The sequence below is a fragment of the Undibacterium cyanobacteriorum genome, assembly GCF_031326225.1.
Classification (GTDB): Bacteria; Pseudomonadota; Gammaproteobacteria; order Burkholderiales; family Burkholderiaceae_D; genus Undibacterium; species Undibacterium cyanobacteriorum.
The window spans coordinates 4,132,134-4,150,469 of sequence record NZ_CP133720.1; the positions used below are offsets into that span (position 1 = coordinate 4,132,134).

10 protein-coding genes are annotated in these 18,336 nt (G+C 49.8%); 5 read left to right on the forward strand and 5 right to left on the reverse strand.

Features of this window, described 5'->3' with window-relative positions:
• Nucleotides 1-13 precede the first annotated feature (13 nt).
• Nucleotides 14-595 (forward strand): glutathione peroxidase, encoded by a 582-nt coding sequence (locus tag RF679_RS17295; protein ID WP_373921699.1) that lies wholly within the window; start codon nt 14-16, stop codon nt 593-595.
• 88 nt (nt 596-683) lie between these two features.
• Here the strand turns inward: RF679_RS17295 and RF679_RS17300 are convergent, their stop codons facing one another.
• On the reverse strand, nt 684-1,634 hold the full coding sequence (locus RF679_RS17300; RefSeq protein WP_309481875.1) for a PhaM family polyhydroxyalkanoate granule multifunctional regulatory protein: 951 nt from the start codon (nt 1,632-1,634) through the stop codon (nt 684-686).
• A 203-nt stretch (nt 1,635-1,837) separates the two neighbouring features.
• On the opposite strand from RF679_RS17300, the gene RF679_RS17305 reads away from it, so the two are divergent.
• Both RF679_RS17305 and queC read left to right on the forward strand, forming a co-directional pair.
• Nucleotides 1,838-2,845 carry a DUF3108 domain-containing protein gene (locus tag RF679_RS17305; protein WP_309481876.1) on the forward strand — a complete coding sequence of 336 codons (1,008 nt, stop codon included), beginning with the start codon at nt 1,838-1,840 and terminating at the stop codon, nt 2,843-2,845.
• A gap of 112 nt (nt 2,846-2,957) precedes the next feature.
• Complete coding sequence (gene queC / locus RF679_RS17310; protein ID WP_309481877.1) at nt 2,958-3,674, forward strand: 7-cyano-7-deazaguanine synthase QueC; 717 nt, start codon at nt 2,958-2,960, stop codon at nt 3,672-3,674.
• 98 nt (nt 3,675-3,772) lie between these two features.
• On the opposite strand, the gene RF679_RS17315 is transcribed toward queC, so the two are convergent.
• Both RF679_RS17315 and RF679_RS17320 read right to left on the reverse strand, forming a co-directional pair.
• Complete coding sequence (locus tag RF679_RS17315; RefSeq protein ID WP_309481878.1) at nt 3,773-5,998, reverse strand: bifunctional diguanylate cyclase/phosphodiesterase; 2,226 nt, start codon at nt 5,996-5,998, stop codon at nt 3,773-3,775.
• A 251-nt stretch (nt 5,999-6,249) separates the two neighbouring features.
• Complete coding sequence (locus tag RF679_RS17320; protein WP_309481879.1) at nt 6,250-7,527, reverse strand: Hsp70 family protein; 1,278 nt, start codon at nt 7,525-7,527, stop codon at nt 6,250-6,252.
• 366 nt (nt 7,528-7,893) lie between these two features.
• Here RF679_RS17320 and gshA point away from each other — a divergent pair, with 366 nt between their 5' ends.
• Nucleotides 7,894-9,504: a glutamate--cysteine ligase gene (gshA, locus tag RF679_RS17325; RefSeq protein ID WP_373921700.1), complete on the forward strand. Its 1,611-nt coding sequence runs from the start codon at nt 7,894-7,896 to the stop codon at nt 9,502-9,504.
• A 640-nt stretch (nt 9,505-10,144) separates the two neighbouring features.
• The gene (locus RF679_RS17330) at nt 10,145-16,207 is read left to right on the forward strand and encodes an Ig-like domain-containing protein (RefSeq protein WP_309481880.1); all 6,063 of its coding nucleotides are present in this window, start codon (nt 10,145-10,147) and stop codon (nt 16,205-16,207) included.
• A gap of 68 nt (nt 16,208-16,275) precedes the next feature.
• Here the strand turns inward: RF679_RS17330 and RF679_RS17335 are convergent, their stop codons facing one another.
• The gene (locus RF679_RS17335) at nt 16,276-17,067 is read right to left on the reverse strand and encodes a TIGR00266 family protein (RefSeq protein ID WP_309481881.1); all 792 of its coding nucleotides are present in this window, start codon (nt 17,065-17,067) and stop codon (nt 16,276-16,278) included.
• A gap of 106 nt (nt 17,068-17,173) precedes the next feature.
• A complete protein-coding gene (locus tag RF679_RS17340; protein WP_309481882.1) occupies nt 17,174-18,256 on the reverse strand; it encodes an acyltransferase family protein in 1,083 nt (360 codons plus the stop codon).
• Nucleotides 18,257-18,336: the final 80 nt, after the last annotated feature.

Sequence of the window (18,336 nt, forward strand, 5' to 3'; positions counted from 1 at the left end):
TTTAAAGGGGCTCATGATGTCGATCAAAGCACGTCTTCTCACTTTCTTTACATTTCTAATCATGGCATGTAGCGGTGCAGCGCAAGCGCAATCTACACCATCGACCAGCGATACTTGTCCAGAAGTCTTGCGCCATAATTTCAATCGCCTGCAAGATGATGCGCCACAAAACCTTTGCCAATACAAGGGCAAAGTTGCATTGGTCGTCAATACCGCGAGTTATTGCGGATTCACTAAACAGTATGAAGGACTCGAGGCACTCTACGCCAAATATCAGCAACGCGGCTTGGTCGTGTTAGGCTTCCCATCGAACGACTTCGGTCAACAAGAGCCAGGCACCAGCAAAGAGATTGCTGATTTTTGCTATAACACCTATGGTGTCAAATTCCCCATGTTCGCAAAATCTTCGGTGAAGGGTGAGAATGTTAACCCGTTTTACGCACAATTGATTAAAGCAACTGGCACCACGCCAAAATGGAATTTCTATAAATATTTAATCGACCGCAATGGCAAAGTGCTCGCCGCTTACGCTAGCACGACCACACCTGATGACAAGGGCTTAGTCGCAGAAATCGAAAAAGCTTTAGGTAAGTAAGCACCGTTTTTCGCAATTAAAATGGGAGTGTTCGTACACTCCCATTTTTTATTTTTAATTGTCTTTTAAACCGTCTCGATTGCGAAATCTATTTCGCCACGGGCTTGGCACGGCCGGCAGCTGCAGAAGCACGTGCGACGGGCTTGCTTGGCTTCGACTTGGCAGAAGTGCTTCTTGCCTTTGTAGCTTTGTTCGAAGCGACGCTGCCGTTAGTCGTTTTGGAACTAGTCTTTTTCGCGCTCTTAGTTGCAGCGGCACTAGCTCCTTTGGTTTTTGGTTTGCTTGTATTCGCTGTTGCAGCACTTGCACTAGGTTTCGCGCGCGTGCTTGTCTTTTTCGCTGGCGCGGATTTCTTCGAATTCGATTCGACCGCTGCCTCATCATCCTTCAAAGCTTGTCCGAGAGCGTGCTTGAACTGTTCTTGCAAAACATTCCACCATGCTGTGGGATTCGGAAAGGCACCTGTCTCCGCTTGTGGCGCTGCTTTTGCTGACGATACTCCAGCATCGGCTGCTTGATTTGCTGTGTGAGCGCCTGCCTGATCGGAAGTTTTCGAGGCCTCGCTCCGCGACTCTTTTCCTTGCGCTGTAATTCCTGCTAGGTCCGCCTCGTTTTCGTCCGCCTCGCCTTCGCCATCTTCTTCGTTCAAATTGTCAGCATCGGCTTGCGCTTCACTGATGGTGTTGCCTGGCATTGGCCAAGAGGCTGTCGATGGGCTCGCCTCCTTTTTGCTATCTGGATTACTTTTCGTCTGCCCGGCGGCGCTCTGTGCAAAACTTTCGCCCATGGCTTTCAGGGCGGTAATGGTGGCACGTTGCACCTCGAGCGCTTGAATCGATGACCGCAACATATTCATGTTCAAGTTCAACCATGCCTCAACCGTCTTCAAATCGCGGATTTGCTTATCCAAGTCATCCACTGACAAACTAGGTGTCACCATGCCTGGCAATTGCAAATCTCCCCACAATTTCCTCACAAAACTGAGTGGATCATGCAGACCAGCGCCTGCGTCTTTACCTGTTTCAAATGGATTTTGCATACTCACACTCCTAGAAAGTGACGTTTCCCTCGCCTATCCTCGTTGATCAGAAAGCAGCGCTGGCAAACAGTGATGATTATGGCGCACTTATCGCAAGAATAACTCAGAACGATTACACTACGGTTATGGAATCCCGTATTTTTCAACAAGGTCTGCCCCTTAGGACACATTTATTCAGGACTGTCGCTTTTTTGTGTGCGACCGTGCTGCTGCATTACCTTTTTCTAGAGTCGGTTCCGCGCAAAAATTGGACCATCGATAAGCCCAATCAAGTTCCCTTGGCGATCAATCTCAAAGTCGAGGCGCCCGAGCCAACCCTAGCCCTCGCACCGCCAACGACGAAAGCGAAGAAGAAATCAAAGCCACGTACAACGACCTCGACTTCGCAACTCAATTCGTCCCAGAAAGATGCTCAAACTCCTGAGTTTTCAAAGGAAGAAACGCCCGCCATCAGCGTAGCGGAAGATGCCGCACCAAGTCCTGAGGCCATTGTGGAATCTCCCAATACCGAAACACCGTTCAGTCTGCGCTTGCCGCCGCCAGCAGAGATGAAAATGGAGGTGAGCTACACCAAAGCGAATAGCACTCCGACCAATGGCTTTGGTAGTTTGACTTGGAATACCGATGGCACTAGCTATTCCGCTTCGCTAGAGGTTGGCATTGACCTATTGCTGACCACTATCAATTTAATTCAACTCAATAGTGAAGGCGTGATCACGAGCGAGGGCCTGGCGCCGACTCAGAGCACGGACACAAGAAGAAATCGATCGACCACCGCTATTCATTTCAAACACGCCGACAAACAGATCATCTTTTCATCGTCGAATAAGATTGTCGCAATGGAAGCGGGCGCACAAGATGCGCTCAGCGTGTTAATGCAACTTGCAGCGATTGGCAATTCGGATGCGAAGCGGCTCGCGGCGGGTAGCAGTATCGCGATTCAAGTCGCCGAAGGGCGGGATGCGCAACAGTTCTTTTTTGAAGTACTGGGGGAGGAGCAAATTGACAGCAAGCTGGGCGAGGATGGTCGCTTACATACTGTCCACCTGATACGGCCACCACGTCCAGGCTCTTACAACTCGACCTTGGAAATTTGGCTAGCACCGGAGAAGTCTTGGTACCCCGTTCGCATCAAAAATACTGAGAGCAACGGCACTGTGACCCTGCAAACCATCACTGAGATCGTCCAACGCCGAATATTACTGAAATAAGATTGAGATAACTTCGATAATACGCCGCCATTCTAGAGGCTTCTCCCTTTGGGATTCGCATGAAAACCATTTATATTACGAGTTATTGCTTTCAGATTGCCTTCCTCAAATCATGACCACAACTAACCAACCACGCCACGCCCTCGTACTGTTCAGCGGTGGCCAAGATTCTACAACTTGCCTCGCGTGGGCCTTACAACATTTCGAGCACGTCGAAACTATTGGCTTTCACTACGGTCAACGCCATGCCATCGAATTGGAGATGCGACCGCAATTGCTCCAAAAAATTCGTACCATTTCTCCCGAATGGAATCAACGTTTAGGGCAAGACCATATGCTCGATTTGGGTATCATTTCACAGCTCTCACAAACTGCGATGACATCAGAAATCGCTATTCAAATGCAAGAGAATGGCCTACCGAATACCTTCGTGCCTGGTCGCAATTTGATGTTCATGCTGAGCGCAGCAACACTCGCTTACCGCCGCAATTTGAATGTTTTGGTAGGCGGTATGTGCGAGACTGACTTCTCTGGTTATCCAGATTGCCGCGACGACAGCATGAAAGCGCTACAAGTGGCGATCAATCTCGGGCTCGATACGCGGTATCGCATTGAGACACCTTTAATGTGGATCGATAAAGCAGGCACTTGGAAGTTGGCGGAACAATTGGGCGGCCAAGCTTTGGTAGATTTAGTTCGTGAAGACACTCACACCTGCTATCTGGGCCAACGCGGTGAAATGCATGAATGGGGACATGGTTGTGGCACCTGTCCCGCTTGCGAACTACGTGCCAACGGCTATCAAACTTACGCCAAAAATCGTCGGTAAGAATAGATCGCTACCGATCAAACGTACAAAAAAGCCATGCGATCAATCAGCATGGCTTTTCTTTTTTGGCCTTACTTCAAGTCATGGTCATTGACTGCTTACTTCCATTCACCCAACCAAGCGCCAATAGCGTTTTCCATCATCGGTCGCGCAATTAAGAATCCTTGTCCTTCATCGCAATGCATCCGCAATAAAGCATCATAATGTGCTTGCGTCTCTATCCCTTCAGCGATCACTTTCAAGCCGAGTTTCTTGCCGAGTTGAGTGATCAATTCGGCGATTCTCGGTCCACCTTGACTATCAATCTGATTGACAAAGGCACGATCAATTTTCAGACGATCGACAGGGAGCTTATCGAGGTAACTGAGGGATGAGAAGCCTGTGCCGAAATCATCGATCGCAATCTGGATCCCTAAAGATTTCATCTTATCTAAAGTTTCTTCAAAATCCGCCGCACCACTCATGGTGACCGACTCAGTGATCTCCAATTCTAAGTAATGAGGATCAAGCCCACTATCCCGCAATGCACTCTCGACCAATTTCATAAAGTCTGGTTGGCGGAATTGAATCGCGGAGACATTGACGCCAATGCGGTCAAGCTTGTGTCCATCATCGAGCAGCTGCCGCATCGTGAAACAAGAAGTACGCAACACCCATGCACCAAGACTGATAATCAAACCAGAATGTTCCGCCAAGGGGATAAACTCGGTTGGCGAAATCATCTTTCCTTCGTCGGTGCGCCAACGTAGCAAAGCCTCAAATCCGACCACGCGGCGCGTGGCCAACTCAATTTGGGGCTGGTACATCAAGTAGAGTCGTTCTGCATCAAAAGCTTTGTGCAAATGCTGCATTAGCATCGCGCGCTCACGGATTTCCACGCCCATTTCGCGCGTAAAGATCGTATATGAACCACGCTGGAAACCCTTGGTACGTTTGAGGGCGATGCTGGCATCCTTCAAGACATCGGCACCCGTTTGCTGATTGTGATCGAGCGCGACGATCCCCATCGACATGGAAACATTGTGAGCCGTATCATCAATCACAAAGGGATCATGGAACAGCGCTTGTAAGGCCTCGGGCCGTAGGATTTTCTCATCACCCAGCAAGCCAAACACGTCACCACCAACACGAGCTAAGAAGACAGAACCGCCAAGACTTTGCTGCAGGCGATTTGCCACTGAGCGTAATAGGAGATCGCCATATCGATGTCCTAACACATCATTGATTTCCGCAAAATCATCAATGTCGATCAACACCACCGTTTGGCGTGCGATATCTTCATTGATGGCTTTACCAATTTGCTCGATGAACTTCAAGCGATTCGGCAACAATAACAACTGGTCGCGGAAAGCGTAATTCTTAAGTTGACTGACCAATCCTAGATTGTCTAGGCAAACCCCAATGTTGGCGCAAAATACTTCCAACAGTTGATGATCGATATCCGACAGGGCGTAAGGAAGTTCGATAAATGCTGCGATGGCACGTCTTCCTCGTCCCGAGAAATATAAGGTCATATTGTTTTCTTCAAACAATGATGACTTTTCGGTCAAAGCGCGACGTAGTGCATCGCGAATGATAGGGTTGTCGATCTCCTCAACCGGGCGATTCATAAGGTTCTTATAATGGCCCGCCGAGGCAATAACGCTGTAACGAAAGTTTCCATCAAACTGACCACTTTCGTCCGATTGGGCGCACAGCAGTCCTTCTGATGGCACGCCGCACAAGGCAGCGATTTGCGTGATCACACCTGATGCAAAACCTTGTATTCCGTCTTGCATCGAGAATGCCGCGCTTGAAGTAATAATTTGGTGTAGGCCGCGCCGACTCGCTTCTATCGTACGTAGTTGGTCATACGAACGAATAGCAGCTGTCAACGCGGTTAACAACTTCTTTCGAGTGAGCTCGTTCTTGGTTTTGTAATCGTTGATGTCGTAATCGCGAATCGCGTCTTCCTCAGGCGCATATCCGGGTTGTCCAGTGCGTAAGATAATGCGAGTGTCTCGCCATTTCAAATCATCACGAATAAATGCGACCAAGTCCAAACCGGCATGTTCGGTCTCCATCACGACATCGAGTAAGACGACCGCGATATCAGACTCCACCACAAAACGTTCGTGGGTCTCTGCTTTGGAATACGTGTGAATAAACTCGAGGCGGCGATTAAGGATTTTGACATCGAGTAGGGAAAATTCAGTCGCTCGATGAACGTCTTCGTCATCATCGACGATCGCTATTTTCCAAGTTCGCTGTGAAATATTCGCCAAAGACTGCGAATCAAGATCCTCTTCAATCAGGATCTCGTCATCGTCAAGATGATCTGACATGCCGCCCCCATTTCATGTGGAAACTCACGTCATTGCGAAGAGTAAAGCAGCAGCGCTGGCGCAGCGCGAAAAATAAAAACAATACCGTTCTACAACAAAGCCTACTCCATTACGCCAGCGTCTTATCTTGCAAATCTTGTGAGCTTTTTCTTTCAGTATATCGCAAGGTAATTGCTTCGCAACAATTTATCAGCGGGAATCGAAGAAGCATATCGAGAAGACAAGCACGGTAAGCAACACTCGCCGTCGAATTAGGAATAGCGTCGCCACGCCTCCCACCCGAGACCCGTACCAATACTGCCAAAAGCATCGCCTTGGACCTGTTTCGCCTGCGGAAAAAGTGTTGCCAATTTCTGACGCAAACCTTGAACGCCGCTCGCTCCACCCGTGAAATAGATCGTATCAATTTGACTAGCTTGCACAAGCGCTAATGCAAGGCAAGCTTCGACCGAAGCGACGATTTGCGACACCAAATGGTGCAATGCCTGCGCGAGCTCGCCCTCTTGAATAATGCGTTGCAAATGATCCCGCTGTTCATTGGGGAGAATAAGTCGGTCCAAACTCACGTGGGTTTCGGTGTGTGTACTTAAATCGATTTTGGCGGTTTCAGCCTGCATCGCTAACCAATGTCCATCGCGCCTCTCAATCAAGCGCAATAAACGCTGGCACGCCAAACGTAAGTCTGGCGTATCAATGTCATGCTGAAGATCTTGTAGTTCGCGAATGACCTTCTGCGAATACACTTGATTAATGGTGTGCCAGGTCGACAAGCTGAAGTAATTTGTATTCGGCATATCACCACCATTGGCGAGCTTGCCTCCATAACCCAGAACCGGCATCAAACAGGAAAGGCTGAGTGCCTTGTCAAAATCCGTTCCGCCAATGTGTACGCCGGTATTGCTGAGCACATCGTCTTTACGTTCTAAGCGATGATGTCCTTGCGGCGATAAACGTACTACAGAAAAATCTGATGTTCCGCCGCCGATATCCACCACTAACACCAATTCTTCGCTTTGCAGGCGCGACTCATAATCGAGCGCGGCAGCAATCGGCTCAAATTGAAAACTCAATTCTTTGAATCCACACGCCATCGCTGCTGCTTGCAAGCTATCTTGTGCCGCCTGATCGGCTTTCGCATCATCATCGACAAAATGCACAGGACGACCTAACACTGCGTATTCGAAGACTTGCTGTAGATTTTTTTGCGCACGTAACTTCAGCTGCATAAGGTACTGTTGCAGAAGATCCTTATAGGCCAAGCGCCGGCCCATCACTTCAGTATGTCCCTCAAATAGTGCGGTACCCAATAAGCTTTTCATAGAGCGCATCAAACGCCCTTCGTAGCCATCCAAGTAATCCGTCAAAGCGGCCCGTCCAACACTCATCTCGTCCAGATCTGCATTGAAGAAAATCACGGAAGGTAGCGTGTGTTTGTCTTCTTCCAGTTGAGCTAAACGGACCGTTTGATCACGATAAGCTGCGACCGTTGAGTTTGAAGTTCCGAAGTCAATTCCACACGCATTTTGCATCTTGCACCTAAGCTTTCTCGCGTTCAAACGAGCGATCATTTAAAGAAGGGCGAGATCTTACGCGATCTCCTTCGGAAGAGCGATGCCAACAAACCAAAAGTCCACTTTATTTTGTCACTCTCAGCATTCTTTCACTCCCACGGATGACGGAACAACAAGGGCGCTGGCTCAACGCGCTCTGCATTAGCCTAGGAAAATGACCCCAGCATGACGATTCGACTAATTTGCCCTAGCTCAAATCAAAAATGATTGGCACCCGATGCAATTTGCCATTTTCGGCTATGCTTATGCGTCTAATGCAAACTTTGGCAATTTGTTTCCGATCGATTCGAATTGCATTGCTATACCCAACTAAAGGATGTTGACTTGAATAACACTCATAGCGCCACTGCAGAAGTGCGCCGACAACTGATCAGCTCCCCTCAAAACCTCGCCTTACTGGGGCGAGGCTTACGCGGTATCGAACGTGAAACCTTGCGCGTTGACGCTCAGGGCCAACTCAAGCTAACGCCCCACCCACTGGCACTTGGTTCGGCACTCACACATCCTTATATTACGACGGATTATTCGGAATCTCTGTTGGAATTCATTACTCCAGCGAAGCACGACATTGCAGAAGCCTTACAAGATCTCGATCACATCCATCGTTTTGCTTACACCAAGCTGGGCGACGAAATGTTGTGGAATCAGTCCATGCCCTGCGAATTACCCGAAGAAGCACAAATCCCGATTGCCTGGTACGGTCAGTCCCACATCGGCATGATCAAACATGTGTACCGTCGCGGCCTCGCACTGCGGTATGGCAAAAGCATGCAATGCATTGCGGGTATCCACTATAACTATTCTTTGTCAGAAGACTTGTGGAAGCTCTTCAAACAACAAGATGGCGCTAGCACCAGTGACAAAGATTATCAGTCCGAAAGCTACATTGCACTGATTCGTAACTTTCATCGTTACAGTTGGCTTTTGATGTATTTGTTTGGCGCCTCCCCTGCTCTGTCCAAGAGTTTTCTGCGTGGACGTCAGCATCAATTAGAAACCCTCTCTGCTGACACTTTGTATTTGCCATACGCCACCAGTCTTCGTATGAGTGATCTCGGCTATCAAAACAATGTGCAAGATGGTCTGGTACCTCCTTACAACAATTTGATGGAGTACATGCGTAGTCTCTCACGGGCGGTACGCAAACCGCACCCACCTTACGAACAACTGGGGGTGAAGAAAGACGGTGAGTGGGTGCAAATCAATGCCAATGTGCTGCAAATCGAAAACGAGTTTTACGCGACCATCCGCCCAAAACGCGTGATCAATAGCGGCGAACGTCCTGTCGAAGCTTTGTGCGCACGCGGGGTCCAATACATTGAAGTTCGTTGTATGGATGTCGATCCGTTTGAAAATCTTGGTATTAGCCTAGAGACCGCACGCTTCCTTGATGCTTTCTTACTGTTTTGCGCGATTGAAGACAGCCCCTTGACCAACAACGAGGAAGGGCAAGAAAACCTCAACAACTTCGCCAACACCGTGAAATACGGTCGCAAGCCAGGTTTATCTTTATCGAAGCATGGTCAGGCGATTGAATTGAAACAATGGGGCATAGAACTGATCGAACGTATTCGCCCTTACGCCGATTTGCTTGACACCCAAGCGCAGAACGCGCAACACCGTGATAGCCTAGAACAACAGTTGGCCAAGCTAAACGATGCATCTTTGACGCCATCGGCAAAAGTCTTGCTGGCGATTGAGGTAACGGGTAACTCGTACCCTCGTTTTGCGCTCGAGCAAAGCATGAAGATTGCACAAACCTTGAGAGATCAAGCGCCGTCGGATGAAGTGATAGCGAACTACGAAAAGCTTGCGCAAACATCGTTGCAAGAGCAAGCGCGCATGGAAGCAACACAAGTTGGTTCATTTGACGATTTTATCGAAAACTATCGTTCCCGTACCTCCAGCCAAATTTGTTGCGACGAAGCAAACTAAGCAAATCCAAAAATGATTGCCCTCATACACCATCAGTGTGAGGGCGATACCTCCTTCATCTCCCTGCCGATTTTAAGCCTCGATTGATTTTAGCTTCGCTGTCGTTGCCGTGATCAATTCCGCTAGCCTACACCGCTCTCCCCCACTCAAACTTGATCCAATACCAGTCGCATATGAAGGCTAAGGTCACTGAAAGATCTACCCCACTCATTTACACGGACTAGCGAATACCTGTTAGCGAAGTTTGATATCGAAGAAATAATATTTTTTCAACACATACCTTATGGTCTACTTTTCCTTAAAAACTGGGGAGCCTTGTTGTTTCGTGGACTTAAATTGATCTAAATTAAACAAAACTAAAATACACTTACGCCTATCGTCACAGGATTGGCGACAGGGCGCGCATTCCATACCGAAACTACGGGTACTGCGGCACCCTTCCTCAATCTATGAGCGCACCCAGTTAGGGCAAAATTTCTCGCAATCCCCTGCAGAAACTTGCCGACAACCGCCATTTTCAAATTCTGTTTCAACCGAAGCTTTCCGAGCGATCGGTGTTGATAGATTCGAGTCCATTATGAAAACGCTTCCGACTACAACGACATTTTCACATCGCCATCTCTGCTTATCGATCTGGCTAATGAGCAAGCTGTATGACTATGTAATCCATAAGCGGCGTCGCGCATGGAATGCATTCTTGCTGTGCTTCGCTTCCAGCATTGCTGTTGCCGCGGTCGTTAATGATACGTCACTGCCCCCAGATACCATCATTAATGTCAGCGCACAGCAAGGCGTGAATTTTAGTCAGAGCTTTAAAGGTATAGGGACAACCGACAATATCTACACCTTGACCGAGGCCCTGCCCGCAGGGCTTACCGCAACCACCGTTCCTGGTGCGCCGCCGTCATCTAGCAATCATTCACTGGTGATTTCTGGAACACCGACTGTCGCAGGCACCTTTCTCATCCCAGTGCGGATTACCGCGACTAGTGCATCCACTGACACCGCTGGCGGTGTATTTACTTACTCGACTTCGATCAATTTTACGATCAGTGCGGGCCCACCGACGGTGCAAAACCAAAGCGTTAACATCAGCCAAGACAGTACCAGCAACACGATCTCGCTCACTACTACGGGCGATATCTATCAAATACAAATCGCCTCGGCCCCAACGCATGGCGCAGCGACGACCAGCGGAACCGATCTCATCTACACCCCGACTGCGGGCTATTACGGAAGCGACAGCATTTCCGTGCTAGCTATCGGTCCCACTGGTACGTCGGCTGTCGCCACCATCAGCATTAATGTACAAGCGACCGCCCCATCCATCGTGGTGTCGCCGGTTTCAGTATTTGCCAACACAAGCAATAACATTATCGCCCTCACCCTCACCGGCGTCGTCAATAATTTGGTGCTCGAGACAGCGCCAGCACACGGCACGGCAAGCATCAGCGGTACACAAGTTCTCTACACGCCGACCGTAGGATATGTTGGCAACGATAGCCTGACCTTAAAAGCCCAAGGCCCCGGTGGTGATTCACGTTCAACACCCGTGGCGATCACCGTCAATGCCCCACCTCCGGTGAGTGTGGATTATGCGGTCACAGTCAGCGCCAACTCGAACAGCAACACCATCCATCCACCAATTACGGGCACCTATACGTCCTTGGCCGTTGATTCAGGACCATCAAACGGCTCCGTGGTGGTTTCGGGAAAAGATCTAATATATACACCAACACCGGGCTTTAGCGGCTCAGATAGCATCAAGTTCAAAGCCATCGCCACCGCGAGCAATTCAAACGTTTCAACTCTGAGCATTACGGTCTTGCCACCCGCGCCAAGTATCACTGGCACCAGCGTCACGGTTCCAGGGAACTCAAGTAATTTCATTATCAATTCCACCGTGACCGGACTTGCCACCAGTTTAACCATCGCTAGCCCAAGTTCACATGGCACTGTCACCGTGAGTGGGATGCATTTTGAATACACACCAAATGCTTCCTATGCGGGCTCTGATTCATTCACTGCTTATGCCAGCGGTCCGGGTGGAAACTCCAGCACGGTCACGTTTAGTGTCACCGTTCAGCCGATTGCGCCCAGCACGAGCAATATGTCACTGACGGTCGCCGCAAATTCCAGCAACAACTTAGTCGTGATTCCTATCGTCGGAGTCGCAAGCTCAAGTACAGTCAGTATCGCGCCTTCACATGGAACGGTCGCAGGTTCAGGACTCAATTTCAGTTACACACCGAATGCCGGCTATGACGGCAATGATAGCTTTTCATATATCGTCGTCGGTCCTGGTGGTAGCTCAGCCGCGGCGACCGCTAGCATTGTTGTACTTCCACCCGCTCCAACTGCCAGCAACTCCGCGCTGACGGTTGCAGGCAACAGTGTCGATAATCCGGTCAATCTCAGTACCAACGGCAATGTCACCGGCATCACCATCGTGACCGCACCAAGTCATGGTTCAGCCCGGGTCAGCGGCACCAATGTGTTTTACACGCCAAGCGCCGCATACAGTGGAAGCGATTCATTAATGTATGTTGCCACCGGACCAGGTGGCAGCTCGTCCAACGCGAGCGTCTCCATCACGGTGCAAGCAATTCCACCAAGTATGAGCGGTGCCAGCCTGAATGTGCCAGGCAATAGTTCAAATTTTGAGATCACCCCAAGCATCACGGGCAATGCAACGGGATTGACCGTGGTCAGCGCACCGACACATGGCACTGTGACTACCAGCGGTTTGCAATTCCAATATACCCCGACCAGCAATTACTCTGGAGCTGATTTCTTCACTGCCTACGCACGTGGTCCCGGTGGAAACTCGAGCACCGTGACGTTTAGTTTGACGGTCCTGCCGATCGCCCCGAGCACCAGCAATACCTCGGTAACGGTAATCGCCAATTCGACGAATAATGCCATTACGATTCCGGTGGTAGGCAGTGCGACTGGCATCACAATTAGCACCGCAGCATTGCACGGTACGGTGCAAGTATCGGGGCTGAGCCTGACATATACGCCGACCACCGGCTATGACGGAAACGATAGTTTCAGCTATTACCTTGTCGGCCCTGGCGGGAACTCAAATACAGCAAGCGCGAGTATCACCGTGCAGGCTTTACCACCGGTCGCAAGTAACTCCAGTTTCAATGTGGCCTATAACAGTAACGACAATCAAGTGCCACTTTCGGTGACGGGTAACTTCGCCAGCGTCAACCTCATTAGCGCACCAAGCCACGGCTATCTCAGAGTAAGTGGCGCATCAGTTTTTTACACCCCTACCGTTGAATTTAGCGGCAACGATAGCTTTACCTATACTGCAACGGGTCCAGGTGGCACTTCAAGTCAAGCAGCCAGTGTCTCCCTCACGGTCGCGACACCTGCACTGACGATGAATGGTGCCACCGTCAGTGTGCCGGGGAACGCCAGTAATTTTGTAATCACCCCCACCATTATCGGTAACCCAAATGGTTTAAGCATTGTCACGCCAGCAGCGCATGGTACTGTCATCAGCAATGGGCTACACTTCGAATACACACCTACCGCCAATTACTCTGGAAGCGATTCGTTCACAGCCTATGCTCGCAGCCTCGGCGGCAACTCGAGCACGGTCACTTTTAACATCACGGTTCAACCGAGTGCACCCAGCACCAGCAATACTTCAGCGGCTGTGCTCGTTAATTCGACTAATAATGCAATTACGATTCCAGTCGTAGGAAATGCGACTAGCCTCAGTATTACAGGTGCGCCATTGCATGGCACTGTACAAGTATCGGGGCTCACCGCAAGCTACACACCAAGCGCCGGCTATGTTGGCAACGATAGTTTCAGTTATAGCTTGGTTGGTCCTGGCGGCAACTCGAATACAGCTAGTGCAAGCATCGTTGTTCAACCCTTGTTGCCGACTGCAAGCAACTCGTCACTCACTGTGGCGAGCAATAGCTCAGAGAATTCTGTCGTACTGACTACCGGCGGCCAAGTTACGGGTTTGAATATTATCAGTGCCCCGACGCACGGATCACTCCGAGTCAGTGGCACCAGTGTGTTCTACACACCAGCCGTCGACTTCTACGGTGTTGATAGTTTCAGCTATATTGCGACAGGCCCAGCAGGCAATTCAAACAATGCGGCAGTTTCCATCAACGTTGTTGCCGCAGCGCCTAGCATCAGCGCATCAAGTATCACGGTGGCAACCAATAGCAACGGCAATTTAATCACACCGAACATCACGGGTCGTGCTGACAGTATCAGCATCATCAATCCACCAGCACATGGCAGCGCGCAGGTCATCGGCCTCAAGTTAAGCTATACACCGACAGCCGCTTACAGTGGCTCAGACCAGATCGTTTTCCAAGCTCAAGGTCCCGGCGGCGATTCGGGGGTTGCGACGATCAGCATTACCGTGCAAGCCGGAGTGATTATTGTTCAAAACTTGCAGTTCAATGTTGCTGCGAATAGTTCCGCCAACACCTTAACACCATTGATTTCCGGAGCGGCCAATCAATTGGCAATTCAAACTGCGCCGACGCATGGTAGCGCAATCGTCAATGGATTGAGCGTACTCTACACGCCTAGCACCAACTATGTCGGCACCGACAACATCACAATTAGTGTTTCTGGGTCTGGTTTACAACCAACCACGGCAACCCTGGTCGTGAATGTCACAGCGCCTGCGCCGACGATTGCCGTTGCTGATACCCAAATCTTAGCTAACACCGCCAATGTCAGCTTGACACCGCAGTTGACGGGATTAGTCGACAGCTTGCTGATCGTGACACCACCCAATCACGGTAGCGCCAGCGTCAATGGTTTAACCCTGAGTTACACCCCAAACGCGAACTACGTGGGACTTGATAACTTCGTAGTGATTGCCAAAGGCCTAGGGGGTAACTCAGCACCAGCCACGGTGCAAATCAAAGTCAACGAGCTACCACCGGTGGTCAATAACGACAGTTTGAACGTGGTGGCGAATAGCGCAACCAATGCCTACACACCGAAGGTGACTGGTGCGGCTTCGAGCATCAGTATCAGTAAGCAGCCAACTCATGGTAGCGTGAGTGTCAATGGCATGGCAGTGAACTATATTCCAAGTCCCGGCTACGTCGGTCCAGACTCATTCAGCGTGGTTGCAAATGGCGCCGGTGGTACATCAACGCCAGCCGATATTTCGATCAACGTGCAAGCGCTCGCGGGTATTACAGAAGCACTCAATGTCGCAACCAATGAAACTGGCACAGCGACGTTCACCACCATCGCAGGCGCAAGCGCTTACGTAATTTCGACACCACCACAGCACGGCACGGCCAACATTCAAGCTAATCAGTTGCGCTATACACCAAGCACTAATTACGTCGGCAATGATGTCGTGCGTATCACCGTCAATGGTAGTAATGGTGCGCTCACTTCGATCACCTACAACATCGCAGTAGTCGCGACAGCACCTACAACACGCGCACTCAGCTTACAAGTCGAAAGTGGTAGAACCGTACAGATTGATCTTGCCACTGCGGTAAGCGGCCCCGTTTATAGTGGCCTCACTCTCAAAATCGTGACACCACCAAGTCATGGAACAGCGAGCTTGAACGGAAGCACCTTGAGCTACACGGCCAACAGTAGCTATGCCGGCAGCGACCAGCTGCAATTTACCGCCAGCACCATCGGCGGCACGTCGAATCTGGCGAACTTGAGTATCGCCATCACTGCGCGACCTGATCCAAGCCAAGATAAAGGCGTGCTTGCACTTGCCAACGCGACCAGTGCCATTGTTCGTCACTTTGAACAAATCCAAATCGAGCAATTCAATGGCCGTTTAATTGAGCTACAGTCGCAATATCGTAGTCGCAGCGAAATCACCGGCAAGCAAGAAAAAGACTGTGGACCAATCGCAATGTGGCTCTCAGGACTCAATAGTTATGGCTCCTATCGTACCCGCGATGGCAGCCACTACACCACCATGGCTTACAGTGCGGGTGGTGACCGTTGCTTTGCTTCTGGTAAAGTCACTGGGGGCTTCGGTTTAGGCTATGCACGCGATCATGCTGAGATCGCTCCTAGCGGCATTAATCTGACCTCGTCCGCCAATACTGCAGCGGGCTATATGAATGCCAATATCTTCCCCAAAGGACGCATTGGCTTTGTCGCCGGAACGAATCAAATTAATACGGGCTACCAACGTTTCGAACCCAATTCGAATGCCATCGCTTATGGTCAATGGAATGGCACACAAACCTTCTCTTCAAGCTCGGTCAGCAACGACTTTGACTTCGGCGTGATCGTTTTCTCTCCGTTTGTACGCTTTGATTTATCCAATATGAGCTTGGATCCTTACTCTGAAACTGGAGCCTCAAAGTACAACTTGCACTATCACGCACAGTCAATGAAGAGCCGTCGTAGTACGGTGGGCTTTAACAGCGAAATGAGTATTGAAACAGCGTGGGGTAAATTGGTACCACGCCTTCGTGCAGAATTCCAACGTGACTCTGCACGCCGCGATACCTTAAAGACAAACTATGTCGATTTCCCCGATGCGGTGTATTTGATTCCAGCAAGCGATTCCGATCGACGCGCCACGCTCATGATGATTGGCGCTGATATGTATTGGAGCAATGGCATAGTCACCATCCTCAACTTCAACCATACCAGTGCCAATCAGGGTAGCAAGAATAATCGCATTAGTTTGCGGTTCTCCTATCAATTCTAAAGTTTCACTACTACCAAATAAAAAAAGCTGAGAGTGATCTCAGCTTTTTTTGTTGGTGTTGCAGGGCTTTAGTCACGTTCAAACAAATTGCCCAAGCCTCCCAAAACAGAACCTTGCTCGGCACCTTGTCCACTACCAATCTTCGAGGCGCCAACGATGCGATTCGCCATACGTCCCAATGGCAGCGATTGCAACCACACCTTACCTGGGCCACGCAGCGTCGTGAAGAAAATACCTTCACCACCAAACAATGCGGTCTTCACGCCACCAACGAATTGAATGTCAAAATCGACATCGGCTGTGAAGGCGACTACGCATCCTGTGTCCACACGCAGCGTTTCACCGGGCTGCAAAACACGCTCTTTCAAGGCACCACCAGCGTGAATGAATGCGAGACCATCGCCTTCCAGTTTTTGCAGGATGAAACCTTCACCGCCAAAGAAACCGGCACCCAAACGTTTCTGGAAAGCGATCCCCAAGGACACACCTTTTGCGGCACACAAGAAAGCATCTTTCTGACACAACAAAGTGCCGCCCAACTGATCCAACTTTACCGGAATGATACGGCCAGGATAGGGGGCGCCGAATGCTACTTTACGCTTACCCGAACCTTGATTTGAATACACAGTGGTGAACAATGATTCACCGGTCAACAAACGCTTACCCGCCCCCAACAAAGAACCCATGAAGCCGCTATTCGATGCGGATCCATCACCAAAAATGGTCTCCATACGGATTTGATCTTCCATATAAAACATGGAACCTGCCTCGCCAACCACCGCTTCATTGGGGTCGAGTTCCACCTCGACATATTGCATATCGTCGCCAAAGATTTGATAGTCAATTACATCCATTGCCATGATTGTGTCCTTTTAGAAAATTGTCGAATGACGTACAACGAGCGCACCATTGTAACGATCTCAGCAACAAGCACAAGCAGCAAACAGCGGTAAAAATAATTAACGCTTACCGCCGTAAGAACGCAAGGAACTGCGCGCGGCGTGCCATCACGGGTTTCTCAACCACATGCCAAGAGAACATCGCGCATAGTAAAGTCAGTGCACTGGCCAAGATGAATAGGTGGTGAACCGAGCTATCAGGTAAGAGATGAATCACAGTTTGTTGAAGCGGGAAGGCATAAATGTAGACGCCGTAAGAATAATCACCGAGCTTGTTATACAGCCTGAGTTTACCAGCAAACAGATAGGCAAACCCCAGAACCAGATACGGTAAAACAGCGCAATACACCCAAGAGAAAATGGTCTGATCGACCGATAAAGCAGCGGCAGAAATCACCACAAGTGAGACGAAAACAGAAAGATGCAGGGGAATTTTCTGGCGCAGTAAATAGCACAAGCAACCGCAAAAAAACATCCAGCTCAAATGCAAAAATTGAGATTTGACGAATAGTCCACTATGCATGGCGATCCAATAAGTTCCATACCAGGCCACCGCAGTCATCAATACCGCGAAAGGCCAGCGCATAGAACGATGACAGAGGCGACACACCATCCAGCAAATCAGAAGCAAGATGTACATCGTGATTTCATACACCATGCTCCACAAAGAACCATTCACTACACCTGCAAAAGGATTGGTTTCGAATACACCCGGCAGATAAAAATCAATGCCGGTCATCAGAGTCGCAGATTTCCAAAAGTGACGAAGTGTACTTGGATCGTGGAAGTATTCCGCATTGCTAGTAAGGCTGGCGCCGAGCACAAACACCACTAAAATCAACATCACCCACAAAGCTGGAAAGATACGGAAGCAGCGCGCTACCAGATAGTCGAGCACACTTTGTCGCTGAAAAAGGCTGGCTCCAACCAAGAAACCACTACTGACGAAGAAGATGTCAACCGCGATAGAACCGAGACTGATCCCCAACGTTGCCCCTAAGGGTTCTGGCAGACGCAAGAGTGCATAGCAATGACCATACAGGACAGCCATTGCCGCCATCATCCGCAATAGATTGAAGTTATTGTCTTTACCGCACTGAGGTGCACAATAGTCGGCAAGACGAGGCCAAGCGCGTATCGTACTCAACATAGGGCGCAAGCTCTCAGTGCCAAGTATGGCGATTTGCTGTGAGCTCGACTCTGCATGCGCACTTAAACTTCACGTACTTA

Coding starts and splice junctions, on each gene's coding strand:
- RF679_RS17295 (WP_373921699.1), top strand. CDS start 14: ATGATGTCGATCAAAGCACGTCTTCTCACTTTCTTTACATTTCTAATC.
- RF679_RS17300 (WP_309481875.1), bottom strand. CDS start 1,634: ATGCAAAATCCATTTGAAACAGGTAAAGACGCAGGCGCTGGTCTGCAT.
- queC (WP_309481877.1), top strand. CDS start 2,958: ATGACCACAACTAACCAACCACGCCACGCCCTCGTACTGTTCAGCGGT.
- RF679_RS17315 (WP_309481878.1), bottom strand. CDS start 5,998: ATGTCAGATCATCTTGACGATGACGAGATCCTGATTGAAGAGGATCTT.
- RF679_RS17320 (WP_309481879.1), bottom strand. CDS start 7,527: ATGCAAAATGCGTGTGGAATTGACTTCGGAACTTCAAACTCAACGGTC.
- RF679_RS17330 (WP_309481880.1), top strand. CDS start 10,145: ATGAGCAAGCTGTATGACTATGTAATCCATAAGCGGCGTCGCGCATGG.
- RF679_RS17335 (WP_309481881.1), bottom strand. CDS start 17,067: ATGGCAATGGATGTAATTGACTATCAAATCTTTGGCGACGATATGCAA.
- RF679_RS17340 (WP_309481882.1), bottom strand. CDS start 18,256: ATGTTGAGTACGATACGCGCTTGGCCTCGTCTTGCCGACTATTGTGCA.